The sequence below is a fragment of the Rhodobacteraceae bacterium IMCC1335 genome, from assembly GCA_039640495.1.
Classification (GTDB): Bacteria; Pseudomonadota; Alphaproteobacteria; order Rhodobacterales; family Rhodobacteraceae; genus Thalassovivens.
The window spans coordinates 3,293,377-3,310,684 of record CP046864.1; the positions used below are offsets into that span (position 1 = coordinate 3,293,377).

The window sequence follows — 17,308 nt, forward strand, 5'->3', positions numbered from 1 at the left end:
TGAAATATGCAAAACCCAACAGCCGCAATGCTTGTCATCGGAGATGAGATTCTTTCCGGAAGAACCCAAGATACGAATACGCAATATTTGGCCACCGCGCTCACAGATGCCGGCGTTGATCTGAAAGAAGCGCGCGTGGTCAGCGATGATGCTGATGCCATCAAACAGGCCGCAAGCAGCCTTTCAGCAACTTATGATATGGTGTTTACGTCAGGCGGTATCGGGCCAACACATGACGATATTACCGCCGATTGCATCGCTGCGGCCTTCAACGCGCCGATCGATATTCGCGCGGATGCGCGTGCCCTGCTAGAGGCCCATTATGAACGCCAAGGCAGCGAACTCAACGCTGCCCGTCTGAGAATGGCGCGGATACCAGAAGGGGCAAGCCTGATTGAAAACCCGGTATCAACCGCCCCCGGCTTCACGCTTGGCAATGTGCATGTGATGGCCGGAGTGCCATCTGTTTTTAAAGCCATGGTGGCCAGCGTTCTACCACAGATCACAGGGGGTGCACCGCTGCAAAGTAAAACCCTGCGCATTGAGCGGGGTGAGGGTGATATTGCGGCGCCGCTGGGCGCGCTTGCAGCGCGCTTTCCCGATCTATCCTTTGGATCCTATCCTTTTCAAAAAAATGGTCTTTACGGCTCTAACATCGTGATAAGAGGCAGTGATCCTGAACAGTTAGAAAACGCTTTCAAAGCTTTATCTGCTGATTTAGGCGCGTGATACGCCCATATCATAACGTCATGCAGGCGCTGGAACAAACCTGGCCATGCGCACGGCAATACGAGCTTGGCCCGTGGCGGATATTCCAATCGGATGGTGGCGGAAAACGCGTTTGTGCCACGCGTTTGGCCTTCGATCAGATTTCAGCCAGCGCACGACAAATTGATGGGGCTGAGCAGGCACTGCGCGATTTGAACCAACCGCTTTTGTTTCATATTGATGAGGGGCAAAGCGAGCTAGATAAAGCACTTGAAAAACGTGGCTATCACCTTGTTGATCCCACCGATCTATTGGCACAACCGTTGGCCGATTTATGCGATCAAGCGCTCCCAAAAACCACCTTATTCGAGATTTGGCCCCCTTTGATCATCCAAAAAGATATTTGGGCGGCCGGCGGGGTTGGCCCGCAACGTATGAATGTTATGAACCGTGCAACAGAGGCTAAAACCAGCCTTCTGATCCGCTGGAAGGGGCGTGCGGCGGGCACTGCATATTTAGCCAGTCATGGGGCTGTGATCATGGTGCATGCGCTCATCATTTCATCCGAGCAGCGCGGACAGGGCCTAGCGAAATGGGCGATGCGCAAAGCCGCATTATGGGGTCAAAGTCAGGGCTGCTCCGTTTTGGCTGTGGCCTGCACAAAAGAAAATTCCGTAGCACAAAACCTTTATTCTTCACTCGGGATGAAACATGTGGGACACTACCATTATCGTTTGAAAGGGGATCTTCGATGACGTCAAACCCGCAGGTTACAGCGCTGAACCTTCCACCCATGGACCCTTTGCCAGAGGCCACGCAAAAATATTTTGATGTATGCGAAGAAAAATTGGGCATGGTGCCAAATGTCTTACAAGCCCATGCGTTTGACGTTGAAAAATTAGATGCTTTTAGCGGCCTTTATAACAGTCTAATGCTTGCCCCCAGCGGCTTAAGCAAATTAGAGCGCGAAATGATCGCTGTCGTCGTTTCTTCGGTGAACCGGTGTTTTTATTGCCTAACCGCTCATGGTGCGGCAATCCGCACTTTGTCCAAAGATCCGATCCTGGGGGAGATGATCGCCATGAATTACCGCAGCGCACCGCTTGATCCACGACAGCGGGCAATGCTCGACTTTGCTGAAAAAATTACAAAGAACAGCTCTGAAATTGAAGAGGTTGATCGCCAAGCCCTGCGCGATGTTGGGTTTAGTGATCGCGATATCTGGGATATTGCCAATGTCGCCGGCTTTTTCAATATGACCAATCGGGTCGCCAGCGCTGTCGATATGCGGCCAAATGATGACTATCACGCCCAAAGCCGTTAGCCGCTTCCTGTCCGCCCTTTGGGTTCAGCTTTGCCTGATTGCTCCAGCAATGGCGCAGACGCCGTTGGTTTTGCCAGATCCGATCATGGAACAGTTTTCCGAAACGCAAGCATTTGGCCAATATAATATGCCGCTTGATATTTGGAAAAACGCTGCGCTTAAAACCCGCACCATCACAGGCGAATTACATAAATCCGCGTGGAAACTGCCGCAAAGCCTGCTGGAAATAAACCAATTTGCCGCACCTATTTTAAGCCAGTTGCAAAATATGGGTTTTAACGCGTTACTCGATTGCCAATCCGCTGAGTGTGGGGGGTTTGATTTCCGATTTGCAACAGAGGTGATCGATCCGCCATTTATGTATGTCGATACAACCCGCTACCGGTTTATCGCGCTGCAAAAGGATGAACAAATCAAAACATTGCTTTTCAGCAAATCGGGAAATGAGCTGTTTTTGCAAATCATTGAAGCTGGCGGGCGCATTTTGATAGATACGACAAACTTGCCCAGCGCCCAAACAAACACTGAGATGCCACCCAAAGATGTCGACACCGCGCTGCGCCAAAACGGCTTTGCAATTTTAAGTGGGCTTGCGTTTGACACAGGCTCCGAAGCCTTGGGGCGTGGGCCATTTGAAAGCTTAATCAGCCTGGCTGAATTTCTACAGACTGAAAAAGAAGTAAATATAATCTTGGTTGGCCATACGGATAACAAAGGCTCATTCGAGATGAATTTGGCGCTCTCTAAACGGCGGGCGCAGGCTGTTGCTGGCTATTTGGCAGATGAATTTGGTATTGATCCAACGCGGATTATCGTACATGGCGTTGCGTACTTATCCCCCGTTGCAAGCAATAATAGTGAAGCTGGGCAACGCCAAAACAAACGCGTTGAAGTCGTGCTACAGCGCTAAATCAGATTGCAGAAGCGCGCGCTAAAGCGAGATGCGCGCCTTCCCCTAAAGCGATAAGGCAAGGCGAACACCTTGATCGATGGCCCTTTTGGCGTCTAATTCGGCGGCAACATCCGCGCCGCCAATTACATGTGCAGCGCGGCCTTGCTGGAGCAAGATATCGGCTAAGCTGCGCTCGGGCTCTTGGCCCGCACATAAAATTATATCATCCGCTTCAATCATCCGCGGGGTTTCGCGCGCAGCTCCAAAAGACACCCGCAACCCCTGTTCGGTGATTTCCTCGTAATTCACCCCGCCAATCATTTCCACGCCTTTCATATGCAGCGCCGATCGATGGATCCAGCCGGTTGTTTTGCCAAGCCGTTTGCCATGTTTTTCAGCCTTGCGCTGCACCAAAGTCACCGCACGCGCCGGCGCGCCGGGTTGCGGGCCATCCGCTGCCAAGCCGCCCTGCGTTTCCTCAGGATCTCCAACCCCCCATTCGCGCATCCAATCTGGCAAGCTCTCCGTCAGGCTGTCGCCAGGGGCGTGCAATAAATACTCTGACACATCAAAACCAATGCCGCCTGCCCCTATCACAATCGCTTTGTCACCAATCTTGGCCTTACCGCTCAGCACATCAATATAGGAATGCACATTGCGCCCGGTTTGCCCCGGGATCGCAGGATCACGCGGGCTAACCCCGGTGGCGATAATCACTTCATCAAACCCGTCAAAATCGCCCACGCGTGCCTCATGTTCCAATCGCATATCCACCTTCAGCAAGGTCATCATCGTTTGAAACCAATCCACAAGGCCCCAGAATTCTTCTTTTCCTGGAACTTGTTTGGCCAAGTTCAACTGGCCGCCAATGCGGTCTGATTTGTCAAATACAGTCACGTGATGCCCACATTGCGCAGCCGTCATCGCGCAGGATAGACCCGCCGGCCCAGCGCCCACAATCGCCAGTTTTTTTGGTTGGAGCGCAGGCTTAATGGCCAATTCTTTTTCAAAGCAGGCCCTTGGATTTACCAAACAAGAGCTGATTTTTCCGCTGAACGTGTGATCCAAACAAGCTTGGTTGCACGCGATGCAAGGGGCAATCTCGGCGGCTTTGCCAGCCGCAGCTTTAGCGACAAAATTCGGATCCGCTAAAAACGGTCGCGCCAAGCTGACCATATCGGCGCACCCGCTGGAGATCAAATCTTCGGCCACTTCTGGGGTGTTTATCCGATTGCTGGTGATGATCGGGATCGATGTTTTTCCCATCAGCTTTTTAGTCACCCAAGCGAAAGCAGCCCGCGGCACCGAAGTAGCAATGGTTGGGATCCGCGCTTCATGCCAACCGATCCCCGTGTTCAAGATATTAGCGCCTGCTTTTTCAACCGCCTGCGCCAATTGCACCACTTCATCATGCGTCGATCCGTTGGGAATAAGATCAATCATCGACAGGCGGTAAATCAAGATAAACGCGCTGCCAACTGCGGCACGCACACGTTTGACGACTTCAACTGGCAAGCGCATGCGGTTCTCATAACTGCCACCCCATCGATCGCTGCGTTTATTGGTATGGGTGACCAAAAACTGATTTAGGAAATACCCCTCAGAGCCCATAATTTCCACGCCATCATAGCCTGCCTGCTTGGCGCGGAGCGCCGTGGCGGCAATATCAGAAATTTGTTTTTCAATCCCCGCCTCATCAAGCTCTTGGGGAATAAAAGGCGAAATTGGGGATTTCACCGCCGAAGGCGCCACGCAATCAGCGCTGTAAGCATAGCGTCCAGCATGTAAAATTTGCATGGCGATTTTGCCACCTGCCGCATGGACACGCTGCGTAACGATCTTATGATTCGCTATATCTTCCTCTGAACAAAGGCCGGCCGCGTTTGGAAACACACCACCCTCTTTATTTGGCGCAATCCCACCCGTAACCATCAAAGACACGCCGCCCCTTGCGCGTTCAGCGTAAAATTCAGCCACACGATCCCAGTCATGCGTTTCTTCAAGATTGGTATGCATCGACCCCATCAAAATGCGGTTTTTCAACGTTGTGAAACCAAGATCTAACGGGGTAAAAATGGATGGATATTCAGCAGACATTTGGCCTCTCGCGATTGTAATAGGCCATGGTGCCAAATCATGGTTTGATTGTCACGCAATACGCAACGTAAAAGGTTTAAAAGTCACTTTTGCGTGATGCGCGAAAAAGCCGCTTCAGAAGATCTATTTCAGCGCGCAATTCCGCCATCTCAGCGCGAAGATCTTCGCCGTTCAGATCACCGCCCGACAGCACGATCCGCGACAACACTTTAGAGCTGCCCTGCTCAACAATCAAAAGCATATAAGTGCCAAACCCAACAGCCTCGGGCGGGATTGGCACGGATAATTCATAACAATTTTTCATATCCAGAGCGTCAACCCGCACGCCGCGGATCGGGCGCCCTTGCAAAAGCACGTCAATCTTGGGCGGGGGCGCTTTCAAATCAGAAGATTGGCTTAGCAAAGCCCGCCAAATGCCTTCCGCGAAGCGCGTTGGCTCAATGCAAAGCGACATCGGCACTCCTTTCGAAATAACCATCTTCGGTAGAGAGATTGAAATCAATGATTTGAATTTGCGTGTACCGCGGAGCCTCAAAAATCAGATCGATCCAAAGCGGCGCGTCGGAATCTGCGCTTAATTTTAGCGGCCATAGTCTGAATTCCCACGAAAACTCACCATCTTCACGGTGATGCGTATCCGCCTTTAAAGACAGGTTATCCAGCTCAGGAATATTGAGGCGGAGATGCGTATGCAATTCGGTTTCAAAATTTATACGAGCTCTACAAATCAACACCCCCGTATCCATAAGGCGCCGGCGGCTGCCCGTCGGCAGTTGGATCGCGAAAGATAAATAACTGCTTTTTAAATCGAAAATATCCAAACACATGCAATACTCGGCCCCGGTGTGAGCGGTTAACTCTTTTCGTTGGGCAAGCCAATATTCATCAATTGGCAAATGCTCTGGGCTAAACAATTGGATGTCTGAGCCCAAAGCAATGCTTCTACCTCCCAGATTCGCAGCGCTCATATCCATTTTTATGCACCAAAAATCGGGACGCCACCCCCAAATATGAAAGCGGCCAGCTTTTCCCCTGCGCGCGGCTTGAAGCCGCAACTCTAAACCTGAGACAAACCGCTCAAGCTGATGGCGCAAAATTTTAGACTGCTTATATACCCCCAATATGCGCGGCGGTTTTTGCGCGCGCGCCCATGAATTCGGCCGCGATAATACATGAAGAAGATACCTGCGGATCAGAAACGCCCGCATCGGCTTTAAAATCACTGTCAGTCTCTAAATCAATTAACTATCAGGCAAGTATAGCAATAAATCACATTCAAGCAATTTATCTTTGGCAGGCTTGCGCCCCTAAATAAGCCTATCCAACAGGGCGGGCTTTTGGACGCGGCACGCCAGAGGTATTTGGTTTTACACTGGGCCGCCTTTTTGAGCCGGCAGGGTGCACAGAAACGCCTTGCAAGCTGCGTGACAGAAGCATACGCGCCATATTTTTTGTAAACATCGTATCTGCTGGCATGTGAAGCGTGGCAATCAGCATGTGGTTATCGCGCAATTCAACGCCTTGCCACAAACTGTTTTGCAGCCCGGAAACAGAATGGGCTGCATGCGATGTGTTTTGAACAAAAATCTGCCGCTTATCGGCATAGATTGTTGACACATGTGCATTCGGGTTTGTCGCCTTGAACTGCTGGGTTGCATCGGTGAGGCTGATATCCTGATCCGCCACCAATGACACTGTAATCACACCATAGGCCAGCAGACCGTCGCGTTCTGAGCAAGCCTGCAGCGTCACAAATTCTGCTGTTTCTGTGCTCTGGCCGAGATCTGGATTGACACAATAGCCCTTTGGCGGCCGAATAATCGCGCCCGAGGGAAGATTTTGCTGCGATATCAACCCTTCATATTGCGTGTTAAGAAGCGATGGAGGCCCAGCGCAGCCATACAGCGCCGTCATAAAACAGAAAATGGCCCGCTGACCAAAACGCCAGGGGGCCATATTCATCTTCACAGATCCATATACGCGTGTTTTTCGGCTTTGCCACCGGGATGGGTCACCGCGCCTTTGTAAATTTCTCCGACCAATTGCGAATATTTCCAAAGCGCACCTGCGGCATAAATCGTATCGCGCGGGCCCGTCCATTGGGCCTTGCGTTCGGCCAGCTCTGCCTCGTCAAGCGCAACGCTGATTTCACCCTTCAACGCGTTCAGCGTGATCATATCGCCATCTTTCAGCAAAGCGATCGGACCTCCATGCGCGGCTTCTGGGCCGACATGCCCAACGCAAAAACCCCGCGTTGCGCCAGAAAAGCGCCCGTCAGTGATCAGCGCCACTTTCTTGCCCATCCCTTGCCCCGAAAGCGCCGCCGTTGTGGCCAGCATTTCGCGCATGCCTGGGCCGCCAGCAGGCCCTTCATTGCGGATCACAAACACGTCGCCTTCCTGATAGGTTCGGTTTTGAACAGCCTCAAACGCATCCTGCTCGCATTCAAATACGCGCGCAGGCCCGGTGAAAACCTGAGCCTCTTCGGACATGCCCGCAACTTTCACAATCGCGCCTTCGGGCGCCAAATTGCCCTTCAAACCAACAACACCACCGGTTTTTGTCAGCGGAGTGGCGATTGGATAAATCACCCGCCCATCAGCTTCGCGGGTGATTTTATCCAAATCTTCCCCCATGCTATTGCCAGATGCGGTGAGACAATCTTCGTGCAACAAACCGGCTTTGCGCAATTCTTTCATCACAACCGGCACGCCGCCCACCTCGTAAAGATCTTTTGCAACATATTTTCCGCCCGGCTTAAGATCCACAAAATAGGGTGTGTCGCGGAAAATCTCGCACACATCTTCAAGATAAAAATCAATGCCGGCCTCATGTGCAATCGCTGGCAAATGCAGCCCAGCATTGGTCGAGCCTCCAGTGCATGCGACAACCCGCGCGGCGTTTTCAAGCGATTTCAACGTTACCACATCGCGCGCCCGAATATTCTTTTCAAGCAAGTTCATCACGGCGCGGCCCGAGGCTTCTGCGTATTGATCGCGGCTTTCATACGGGGCGGGAGCACCGGATGAGTTCATCAGCGCAAGACCAATAGCCTCAGACACACAGGCCATCGTATTGGCCGTAAATTGCCCACCACAGGCCCCTGCCGAGGGGCAGGCTACAGCTTCCAGCTTTTCAAGATCGCAGGTGCTTAGATTGCCCGCCTGATGTTGACCCACGGCTTCGAAAACATCCTGCACTGTGACATCTTTGCCATCCAAACGTCCCGGCAGAATAGAGCCACCGTATAAAAACACAGAAGGAACGTTCAAGCGCACCATCGCCATCATCATTCCAGGCAGAGATTTATCGCAACCGGCCAAACCAACCAGCGCATCATAGCAATGCCCGCGCATCGTCAATTCAACCGTATCGGCGATGGCTTCACGGCTGGCCAGCGAGCTGCGCATCCCCTCATGGCCCATCGCAATCCCATCGGTAACCGTGATGGTGGTGAATTCACGCGGTGTACCCAGCGCTTGTTTGACGCCCATTTTAGCAGATTGTGCCTGACGGTTTAGCGCGATATTGCAGGGTGCCGCTTCGTTCCAGCAGGTGGCAACACCGATCAGCGGTTGATGAATTTCTTCTTCCGTCATGCCCATCGCATAATAATAAGACCGATGCGGTGCCCGAGAGGGACCTTCAGTAACATGACGGCTTGGTAGCTTAGATTTATCGAATTTACTCACGGTCTCTCTCCCTTATGCGTTGATTGGTCATACAAAAGCCCAAAAGGCGAAACAAGTCGCTTTCTTCTGTCAGATAAGAAAACAACATTTCAAAGTGCTGAAATGGCTCAGCGCTTTCAAAACGAAAACCGGCAACAGCCTTTAAATTATGCGGCCGTTAAGGCGTTTTTTTGCAGGGTGGAAAGGCATAAGATCACCCAAAGCGCGCAAAGCCTATTGAAACCAGCTGGTAGATACCCCACCTCTCGAGCAATGTAGCGCTGCTGTTATCAATACCGCATGGTTGAACCTACCACATTTTGGGAAAGTGGTTTTCAGATTTAATTAAATAAGAGCTGTGACCAAGCGTGAGCTAATTGTACGACCGATAAAAAATAGTTAACTCCCGTCCTGGGAGACACGCAGAGCTTGTGCGTAACCTAATAGTTGACGGCGGTGGTCAGGTGATAGCTGAGATAGTAACAACAGAATATCTTGATCTTCTCTTTCAATAGTATCGCGTATAATTGCCATTTAAGAAGTCTCAAGAACGTCACAATTTTTCAATTATGTTTATGCGAGATGATCTGTTTTTGACAATCATTTGACGTATATCTGTTTTGTTGAGCCCTGCTTTTATAGACAGCCCCGTTTAAGTTTAATTTGGATCAGCCTCTCTTCTAGTCTTGATTCGTTACGGAAAAATCTATAAATTCAGGGAAAATTTCCCCCTTTGTTATAGCCCACAGATTTAAATAGTTAACGGATTATTAACCATAAATTTTTTACTGTTAATTCCTGTTATTTTTTTGGAAAGCAATTAGAATGAACAAGTGTTAGTTAATTATACGACTGACAGAAATACTTAAGTCTCCTCCTGAGCGTCAAGAATTGCTTTTACACCGTTTATTACATGGGAGAACTTGAATGTCAGACAGGCTGTTCCACCCCTCTGTTTTTGGCAATAGATCGCAGATCTGGCGTATATGTTTGGGCCTTTTTTTGATCGTAATCATCTATTTCTCTTCTAGCTTTGGTTGGTTTATAGCGCTTGATCGCCTGGCACAGATACGGCTCGAAGGGCTGGGCAGCACACCTGCAGATTTAGCCGCTCTCTTATTTTCTTTTTTCTTCATTTGGCTGGGCATCGCGCTGGTGTGCCGCTGGCTGCATCGCCACCCTCTGCATGCGCTTTATGGGCCCACCTATAAGATCAATTGGCAGCATTTTCTTATTGGTGCTGGCCTCGCCTTTGCCACGGCCATCATCAGTGAAACCAGCATCTCTATTGTTTCTTGGTATTTCTTTGACCCCTCGAGCCAAGCAAACCCCAATATTACCGCAACGCTTTGGCTCCGATGGGTTATCCCCATATCTGCTCTGATTTTTGTGCAGATCGGGGCAGAAGAAATGCTGTTTCGTGGCTATTTACTACAGCATATCCGCGCCAGAGGCGGGCGCTTCTGGTGGTCAATTTTTCTGCCCTCATTCCTCTTTGGCATGTTGCATTTTGATTTTCCTATTTTTGGCGTGAATGCTTTTTTTTACATGTTACACACAAGCGTGGCAGGTATAATTTTATGCCTTGTCACGCTAAAAACGGGTAATTTAGGGGCGGCCCTTGGCCTTCATTTTGGAGTAAACGCGTTAATGCTGATCTTTGGGCTTGAAGGGCATTTAGATGGCATGTCGCTCTTCGTGATACAGCTCGATCCAAAAGGGGCGCAAGCCGCTTTAAGCTTTTTGATCTTCACGCTATTCGAAGGTCTGGCATTTCTGATCTGGTTGCGTTGGATCAATCAAAAGCGCGGGCAGGCCTTTGTTGTAGAAAACCTCCCGCCTTAGGATGGCATTCCCCCAATTCAATGGCAGGGCAGATTTGTCTTTATCCAGGATCAACGTTTTTGCCGGCATAACACATGCTGCCTGCCCATGAAAAACAATGTGCTTTTAGAACCGCTTTTGCGCTTCGCTGATTGCAATTTACCGCAAGCCAGCTTATTTCAAGAAAAACAAAAAACAGCAGGACGTCAGGCATGAATTGGATCACAAACTATGTCCGCCCACGCATAAACTCAATTTTCTCGCGGCGCGAAGTGCCCGAGAACCTCTGGACCAAATGCACCGACTGCGGCAGCATGCTGTTTCACCGCGAGTTGAGCGAAAACCTGAACGTTTGCACCCAATGCGGGCATCATATGGGGATCAGCCCGCGGGCCCGATTTGAAAGTCTGTTTGATGGCGGCATTTTCGTGGATGTACCCGTGCCAGAACCCATCGCCGATCCGCTGAATTTTAGGGATCAGAAAAAATACCCTGACCGTATGAAAGCGGCCCAAAAAAATACCGGCGAAGAAGAAGCAATGCTGGTGGCCGAGGGCGAAATCGGGCGCACGCCCATCATTGCCGCGGCGCAAGATTTTTCTTTTATGGGCGGCTCGATGGGCATGTATGTTGGCAATGCGATCATTGCAGCCGCCGAGCGCGCGGTGAAATTGAACCGTCCGCTTATCCTATTTTCTTCTGCGGGCGGTGCGCGCATGCAAGAAGGTATTCTTAGCTTGATGCAAATGCCGCGCAGCACCGTGGCCATTCAGATGCTCAAGGAAGCAGGGTTGCCATATATTGTGGTACTCACGCATCCCACAACGGGTGGGGTGACCGCATCTTATGCGATGTTGGGGGATGTTCAAATTGCTGAACCAAACGCCTTGATTTGTTTTGCTGGCCCGCGCGTGATCGAACAAACCATTCGTGAAAAGCTACCGGAAGGATTTCAACGGGCTGAATATCTGCTCGATCACGGCATGTTGGATCGCGTGACGGCGCGCACTGAAATGCGCGATGAGTTGATCACAATTGTACGCCTGTTGCTGGGGTTGAGCCCGGCCATTAAAGGCGATTTGCCCAAACCAACGGACCCGCAGCTTGAGGATAAAAGCACTGCGGCAAAGCCTAAGAAAAAATGACGATTGACCATTCTGACGCCATTTTAACCCGAATGATGGCGCTACACCCTAAAGTGATTGATCTGACGCTCGATCGGGTTTGGCGGTTACTCGATCGCTTGGGGAATCCGCAAGAGCAGCTGCCATCGGTGGTTCATATCGCCGGCACCAACGGCAAGGGCAGCACGCTGGCGATGATCCGTGCCGGATTGGAAGCTGCAGAAAAGCGCGTGCATGCCTATACCTCGCCGCATCTTGCCCGTTTTCACGAACGGATCCGTTTGGCCGGCGCACTGATCAGCGAACCCGAACTCAGCCAGCGTCTTGAAGACTGTTATCAAACCAATGGCGCTGATCCGATCACCTATTTTGAAATCACTACCTGCGCCGCACTGAAGGCGATGGCCGAATGCCCCGCTGATTTCACGCTGTTAGAGGTCGGCTTGGGGGGGCGGCTGGATGCAACCAATGTGATCGCCAAACCCAAGCTCAGCATCATCACGCCAATTTCGATCGATCACCAGCAATTTTTGGGCGACACGCTGCCCGAAATCGCAGCCGAAAAAGCCGGTATCATAAAATCAGGCGTACCCGTCATTGTCGGGCCGCAGCAAGAGGCGGCGCTTGAAGTCATCGAAGCCCACGCCCAGCGGTTGCGCGCGCCGGTGCAGGTTTATGGTCAGCATTGGCATGTCAGCGAAGAGCGCGGGCGGTTGATTTTTCAAGATGAATGCGGCTTGCTTGATTTGCCGCTGCCCAATCTTCCTGGCGCGCATCAAATTCAAAACGCAGGCACCGCCCTGGCCGCCTTGCGGCATTTAGGACTGAAAGAAAGCGCCTGCGAGGCCGCTATCACGCAAGCGCAATGGCCGGCGCGCCTACAACGGCTGCGCGAAGGGCCCTTACCCGCGCTGGCCCCGGGGGCCGAGCTTTGGCTGGATGGGGGGCATAATCCGGCCGCTGGGGACGCGCTTGCCCAATTTTTAGCAAGCTTGCCCAAGCGGCCCACTTATTTGATCTGCGGAATGCTGAACACGAAAGATATCAGCGGGTATCTGGCGCCTTTACGCGCGGTCAGCGAAACGCTGTTTTCGGTTTCAATTCCAAATGAAGTAAATACGCTCAGCGCAGATGACACGGCCCGCAATGCCGCCGCTGTCGGATTTGATGCGCACTCTGCGCAAACCGTCGACGCCGCTTTACACGCGATCAGCGTGCAAACGCCCCAAGCCCGCATCGTCATCTGCGGGTCGCTCTATTTGGCTGGGATGATCCTCAGGCAAAACGGCTAGGCTGGCGCGTTTAGCGCCCAAGATCATGCTCTATCTTGCGCCCAGTTCGCGGCTTGCATTTCGCGTAAACGGCTGGCGGTGCGTTCGAATTCAAAGCTGCCCTCCCCCTCAAGATAAAGCATTTCGGGCCGCGCCGCCGCAGAACAGACCAGCCGCACCTTTGCTTCATAAAGCGCATCGATCAAGGTCACGAAACGCTTTGCCTCATTGAAATTGTTGCGCCCCAATTGGGGAATATCGTCTAGGAACAAAACCCGAAGATTATCGGCAAGCACCAAGTAATCTGCAGGGCCTAACATAGCGCCGCATAGATCATAAAAATCAAACCGCCCAACACCATTGATATAGGCAGGCACCACCAAATCGCGGCCCTTAACCACCAAGGTCAGGGTTTGGCTATCCTCACCGGAAAATTCACGCCAAAGCATATCTAACCCGGCGCGGGCTTCCCGCCCCAAAGGCGTAAAATAAACCGATCGCCCTGCGATCCGATTTTGCCGAAAATCGATTTCACTGGCCATGTCGTGAATCGCGAACCGCTCTCGGATCAATGCGATGAAAGGTAAGAAAAGTTGTCGATTTAACCCGTTTTTATAAAGATCCTCGGGCACGCGGTTTGACGTGGTTATGACCGTCACGCCCTGGTCTAACAACAATTCAAACAACCGGCCCACGATCATCGCATCGGCAATGTCTTTGATCTGCATCTCATCCAATGCCAACACGCGAATATCTTTCGCAATCACCTGACAAACCGGTAGCAATGCGTCTTTCGCATTCGTTTGGCGCGCGAGATGCAAGGCAGCCTGAACCTCTTGCATAAAGGCATGGAAATGTACCCGCCGCACCGCCACGGCCAAGCTGTTTGCGAATAAATCCATCAAATAGGATTTGCCGCCCCCCACGCCGCCCCAAATATACAGCCCTTTAACCGCGCTCGCTTTGGTTCGACCAAAAAACCCACGCCTCACAGGCCGCTCAAGCGCCTCAAGCAAAGCATCAAGCTTTGGCAAGAGTGCCTGCTGCGCTGGATCAGCGCTGATTGCTCCGGATATGACGTTTTCGCGATAGCGCTGTGATACTCTGCCCATAAGGCGGGCTTACTATGAACCGATGTTGATTTAAAGACATTGGCACCAACCGCCGCGCGGAAAATCACGAACGGCTTGTAAATCTACGCCCTGAGGCTAGCTTAGATGCACCAAGGGATCTGACGCGCGTTCAAAGGGTTAACCAAATGTCTCAGACACATCGCCTGATCACGCCTATTTTGATCATGGGCAGCATTATTCTTCTGATAAATTTTGCGATCAGAGCGTCCTTTGGGGTGTTTCAAATTCCAATCGCAAACGAATTTGGCTGGGCGCGCGAGGAATTTTCACTGGCACTGGCGATCCAGAACCTCGCTTGGGGCATTGGGCAGCCGATCTTTGGGGCAATCGCCGATAAACTTGGCGATCGAAAAGCCATTATTTTAGGCGCTTTGGTCTATGCAGCTGGGCTGGTGCTTTCGGCTTTTGCCACCTTGCCCGAGGCGCATCAAGTTTATGAGGTTCTGGTTGGCTTTGGGGTTGCGGGCACCGGATTTGGCGTGATCCTTGCCATTATCGGGCGCGCCAGCAGCGATGAGCACCGCTCGATGTCATTGGCCATCGCAACGGCTGCGGGCAGCGCAGGGCAGGTGGTTGGCCCGCTCTTGGCGCAATTGCTTCTATCGGCAATGCCATGGCAAACTATATTTCTTCTTTTTGCAGGCATCATTTTAGCCACGCTTCTCTTACTGCCAATGATGCGGGTTCCCCCGCGCGCGCGAAAAGCAGAAGAAGAAGCCTCGCTCAGCGCGATCGTAGGGCGCGCCATGCAAGATTCGAATTATATCTTGATCTTTTTGGGCTTTTTTAGCTGCGGCTATCAATTGGGGTTTATGACGGCCCATTTCCCCGCCTTTATCACCGAAGCATGCGGCGCAATTACCCCAGGTGGTTTCCTCTATTCGCTGGGGATTACCTCAACCTCGACGCTTGGCGCAGCTGCCCTATCCGTGATTGGACTGACAAATATAGCCGGCACTTTAGCAGCCGGATATTTGGGCAATCGCTATTCCAAGAAAAACCTATTGGCAGCTGTTTATCTGGCTCGCGCATTGGTAACGTTTGGCTTTATAAGCTTTCCCATTACGCCTCTCAGCGTGCTCATCTTTTCCGCGCTTATGGGCATGCTTTGGCTGGCCACCGTGCCGCTTACAAGCGGGCTTGTCGCCTATGTTTTTGGACTGCGCTATATGGGCACGCTATACGGTATTGTTTTCTTCTCGCACCAGCTTGGCAGCTTTATCGGAATCTGGTTGGGCGGGCGAATGTTTGACGTCTATGGCAGCTACACATTAGTGTGGTGGATTGGCGTTGGTGTCGGGCTGTTCAGCGCGCTGGTGCATCTGCCGATCCGCGAAAAACCAACTGTGATGCTTGGGGCAAATTAACCGGGCGTGCCAAGCGATGGCCTTTACGGTGAAACGCGGGGGATCACGTGCAATTCGGCCTCCAAAAGCGCGGTAACCTGCTCGGTATGCGAATAAGGCAGGGCATGACCCGCATCCAAGATTACAAATTGGCGGGCCTGCGGATTCCAGCCTTGCAAACATCCTTTCAACGCAACGGGGATCACATGATCCTGCCCCCCCCAAATCGCCAAAACGCGGATCCCATGGCGTTGGATCGCGCTGTGCTCTACCGCCATTTTTTGGGACAAAATACCACGTGTGGAAGATAGAATCGCAGGGATGAACCCGCGGTATTGCAATTCTTTTTGTTGGCGCTCGATCAAAAAAGATACGCTTGAGCTGATCGCGCGCTCGGCTTCGGTTCCCGCCAAATGCAGCCGGGGATAGCGCGCATAAACCAGCCAATCGCCCAGCCCCCAAAACCGGCTGGCCCACCCGAAAAGATTGCCAAGCTTATGCCCCATACCCGCCGGAGCCAGCAGGATAAGCTGCTTTACGGATGACGGGTTTTGCGCCGCATACGCCGCTGCGATTGAGCCCCCCATAGAGTAACCATAAAGGTCGAAACTCTCTTTAAGATCCAAATGATCCAAAAGCTCGGTTAAATGCGACGCGAAAAACCGCGCATCCTGACGGCCTTTTGGACGATCCGAATAGCCGCGCCCGTAATGATCATAAAGCAACACACGATAACCGCGTCCAATCAGAAAAGCCGCCAGCGCCTCAAACACGAAACTCGGTGTGCTAAGCCCGTGAACACAAATGGCTAAGGGCCCGCCTGACGGCCCCAAAAGCTGGTAATGGGTTGCCCCGCGCGATAAGGGCGCAAACCGCCCCGGCGCATCTGCGCGCGCACGCGCATCCATCGGCAAACGCCGCCATTCTTTTAGAAACGGCGCCAAGAGCAGTAAAACGAGCAGAAAAATACCGCAGATCACGCGGCGGCGCTCCATTGCTGCAGGATATACCGCGCTGTCATCAAATCCAAATGCGCGCCACCACCATTTTTAAACAGCGTTATGTCGCGCTCGGACCCGCGCTGAAATCCGCGTTCTGAATAATAATCGGCTTGCACATCAGCCCGGCTCAGCGCCCCGGAAGCCAATGGAATTTTCAACTCTCCTATATGATCAAGCGTGGTGTCAAAACTATCCACGAAAACCCGCGCGCGCTGAAGCGCTTGATCATCCGCCTCGCGCATATCTGGGCGATAAGCCCCAATCAGATCGACATGCTGCCCCTCTTGCAGCCAAGCCCCCAGCAGCACAGGGCTCGTGCTCATGGTCGATGTACAAATAATATCCGCGCTGCCAATCGCAGCTTTTAAATCTGTCACCGCCCGCGCATCGGGGCGCGTTTTGGCCAAGGATTGGGCCCGCTCTGGGCTGCGGTTCCAAATGCTAAATTGCGCGTTTGGAAACCCCGCCCGATAGGCGTCTAACAAATTTGAGGCAACCGTGCCGGCACCGATAATCAAAATATGTTTGCTCTCCGGGCGTGCCAAGCGCTTGGCCGCCCAAAGACTGTCCGCCGCGGTTTTCCATTTGGTCACAAGATGGAAATCAATAATCGCTTCCAACGCACCGGTTTCATCTGAAAACAGATTTACCCCGCCATTAACCATCGGACGGCCAAAGCTTGGGTTATCAGGAAAGATCGTTGCGGCTTTTACGGCAATCCCCAACCCATCGATCCAGGCAGCCCGCGATAACAAAGTGTCTTTTCTGCGATATAAAAACGTATCGGCAATTTCGGCTTTTGGACGTTTATGACCGGCCTCAAACGCCGCCGTCAGGCCTAGCCAATCCAGCAGCGGATCGCCCTGATCAAAAGAAATATTGATTGCGCTCATCAGAAATTCTCTCCGAATACATGG

The 17,308-nt window shown here is 52.0% G+C and carries 16 protein-coding genes; 8 read left to right on the forward strand and 8 right to left on the reverse strand.

The window, feature by feature from the left end:
* The first annotated feature begins 6 nt into the window (after positions 1-6).
* Genes GN241_16110 through GN241_16125 form a run of 4 tightly spaced genes read left to right on the forward strand, consistent with a single transcriptional unit; the run spans position 7 to position 2,942 of the window.
* Positions 7-729, forward strand: a complete 723-nt coding sequence (locus GN241_16110; GenBank protein XAT58748.1) for a competence/damage-inducible protein A — start codon at positions 7-9, stop codon at positions 727-729.
* Positions 726-1,463 (forward strand): GNAT family N-acetyltransferase, encoded by a 738-nt coding sequence (locus GN241_16115; protein ID XAT58749.1) that lies wholly within the window; start codon positions 726-728, stop codon positions 1,461-1,463. Before GN241_16110 ends, GN241_16115 begins: the two co-directional genes overlap by 4 nt.
* A complete protein-coding gene (locus GN241_16120; protein ID XAT58750.1) occupies positions 1,460-2,032 on the forward strand; it encodes a peroxidase-related enzyme in 573 nt (190 codons plus the stop codon). The genes GN241_16115 and GN241_16120 overlap by 4 nt, the downstream gene beginning before the upstream one ends.
* Complete coding sequence (locus GN241_16125; GenBank protein XAT58751.1) at positions 2,004-2,942, forward strand: OmpA family protein; 939 nt, start codon at positions 2,004-2,006, stop codon at positions 2,940-2,942. The genes GN241_16120 and GN241_16125 overlap by 29 nt, the downstream gene beginning before the upstream one ends.
* 45 nt (positions 2,943-2,987) lie before the next feature.
* On the opposite strand, the gene GN241_16130 is transcribed toward GN241_16125, so the two are convergent.
* The 5 genes from GN241_16130 to ilvD form a co-directional block, all read right to left on the reverse strand.
* A complete protein-coding gene (locus GN241_16130) occupies positions 2,988-5,021 on the reverse strand; it encodes an NAD(P)-binding protein (protein XAT58752.1) in 2,034 nt (677 codons plus the stop codon).
* Positions 5,022-5,097: 76 nt separating this feature from the next.
* Entirely contained in the window at positions 5,098-5,475 is a 378-nt protein-coding gene (locus tag GN241_16135) for a hypothetical protein (protein XAT58753.1), read from the reverse strand.
* Complete coding sequence (locus tag GN241_16140) at positions 5,459-6,115, reverse strand: hypothetical protein (protein ID XAT58754.1); 657 nt, start codon at positions 6,113-6,115, stop codon at positions 5,459-5,461. Before GN241_16140 ends, GN241_16135 begins: the two co-directional genes overlap by 17 nt.
* A gap of 223 nt (positions 6,116-6,338) precedes the next feature.
* A complete protein-coding gene (locus GN241_16145) occupies positions 6,339-6,983 on the reverse strand; it encodes a hypothetical protein (GenBank protein ID XAT58755.1) in 645 nt (214 codons plus the stop codon).
* A gap of 2 nt (positions 6,984-6,985) precedes the next feature.
* Positions 6,986-8,713: a dihydroxy-acid dehydratase gene (gene ilvD / locus GN241_16150; GenBank protein ID XAT58756.1), complete on the reverse strand. Its 1,728-nt coding sequence runs from the start codon at positions 8,711-8,713 to the stop codon at positions 6,986-6,988.
* A 906-nt stretch (positions 8,714-9,619) separates the two neighbouring features.
* Between ilvD and GN241_16155 the strand changes: the two genes are divergently transcribed.
* The 3 genes from GN241_16155 (at position 9,620) to GN241_16165 (ending at position 12,932) form a co-directional block, all read left to right on the forward strand.
* A complete protein-coding gene (locus tag GN241_16155) occupies positions 9,620-10,537 on the forward strand; it encodes a CPBP family intramembrane metalloprotease (protein XAT58757.1) in 918 nt (305 codons plus the stop codon).
* A 191-nt stretch (positions 10,538-10,728) separates the two neighbouring features.
* Complete coding sequence (locus tag GN241_16160; protein ID XAT58758.1) at positions 10,729-11,661, forward strand: acetyl-CoA carboxylase carboxyltransferase subunit beta; 933 nt, start codon at positions 10,729-10,731, stop codon at positions 11,659-11,661.
* Positions 11,658-12,932, forward strand: coding sequence for a bifunctional folylpolyglutamate synthase/dihydrofolate synthase (locus GN241_16165; GenBank protein XAT58759.1), 1,275 nt, complete (start codon positions 11,658-11,660; stop codon positions 12,930-12,932). Before GN241_16160 ends, GN241_16165 begins: the two co-directional genes overlap by 4 nt.
* Before the next feature lie 23 nt (positions 12,933-12,955).
* Here the strand turns inward: GN241_16165 and zapE are convergent, their stop codons facing one another.
* Positions 12,956-14,023, reverse strand: a complete 1,068-nt coding sequence (gene zapE / locus GN241_16170) for a cell division protein ZapE (protein XAT58760.1) — start codon at positions 14,021-14,023, stop codon at positions 12,956-12,958.
* 146 nt (positions 14,024-14,169) lie between these two features.
* Between zapE and GN241_16175 the strand changes: the two genes are divergently transcribed.
* Positions 14,170-15,411, forward strand: a complete 1,242-nt coding sequence (locus GN241_16175; protein XAT58761.1) for an MFS transporter — start codon at positions 14,170-14,172, stop codon at positions 15,409-15,411.
* Positions 15,412-15,434: 23 nt separating this feature from the next.
* Here the strand turns inward: GN241_16175 and GN241_16180 are convergent, their stop codons facing one another.
* Positions 15,435-16,385, reverse strand: a complete 951-nt coding sequence (locus GN241_16180; protein XAT58762.1) for an alpha/beta fold hydrolase — start codon at positions 16,383-16,385, stop codon at positions 15,435-15,437.
* A complete protein-coding gene (locus GN241_16185; protein ID XAT58763.1) occupies positions 16,367-17,284 on the reverse strand; it encodes an ornithine cyclodeaminase in 918 nt (305 codons plus the stop codon). Before GN241_16185 ends, GN241_16180 begins: the two co-directional genes overlap by 19 nt.
* Positions 17,285-17,308: the final 24 nt, after the last annotated feature.

What these genes read in the sequence shown, in the direction of transcription:
- GN241_16130 (XAT58752.1), bottom strand. Translation starts at nt 5,021, where the DNA reads ATGTCTGCTGAATATCCATCCATTTTTACCCCGTTAGATCTTGGTTTC.
- GN241_16120 (XAT58750.1), top strand. Translation starts at nt 1,460, where the DNA reads ATGACGTCAAACCCGCAGGTTACAGCGCTGAACCTTCCACCCATGGAC.
- GN241_16185 (XAT58763.1), bottom strand. Translation starts at nt 17,284, where the DNA reads ATGAGCGCAATCAATATTTCTTTTGATCAGGGCGATCCGCTGCTGGAT.
- GN241_16160 (XAT58758.1), top strand. Translation starts at nt 10,729, where the DNA reads ATGAATTGGATCACAAACTATGTCCGCCCACGCATAAACTCAATTTTC.
- GN241_16125 (XAT58751.1), top strand. Translation starts at nt 2,004, where the DNA reads ATGATGACTATCACGCCCAAAGCCGTTAGCCGCTTCCTGTCCGCCCTT.
- GN241_16175 (XAT58761.1), top strand. Translation starts at nt 14,170, where the DNA reads ATGTCTCAGACACATCGCCTGATCACGCCTATTTTGATCATGGGCAGC.
- GN241_16145 (XAT58755.1), bottom strand. Translation starts at nt 6,983, where the DNA reads ATGAATATGGCCCCCTGGCGTTTTGGTCAGCGGGCCATTTTCTGTTTT.
- GN241_16135 (XAT58753.1), bottom strand. Translation starts at nt 5,475, where the DNA reads ATGTCGCTTTGCATTGAGCCAACGCGCTTCGCGGAAGGCATTTGGCGG.
- GN241_16155 (XAT58757.1), top strand. Translation starts at nt 9,620, where the DNA reads ATGTCAGACAGGCTGTTCCACCCCTCTGTTTTTGGCAATAGATCGCAG.
- GN241_16110 (XAT58748.1), top strand. Translation starts at nt 7, where the DNA reads ATGCAAAACCCAACAGCCGCAATGCTTGTCATCGGAGATGAGATTCTT.
- GN241_16180 (XAT58762.1), bottom strand. Translation starts at nt 16,385, where the DNA reads ATGGAGCGCCGCCGCGTGATCTGCGGTATTTTTCTGCTCGTTTTACTG.
- zapE (XAT58760.1), bottom strand. Translation starts at nt 14,023, where the DNA reads ATGGGCAGAGTATCACAGCGCTATCGCGAAAACGTCATATCCGGAGCA.
- GN241_16165 (XAT58759.1), top strand. Translation starts at nt 11,658, where the DNA reads ATGACGATTGACCATTCTGACGCCATTTTAACCCGAATGATGGCGCTA.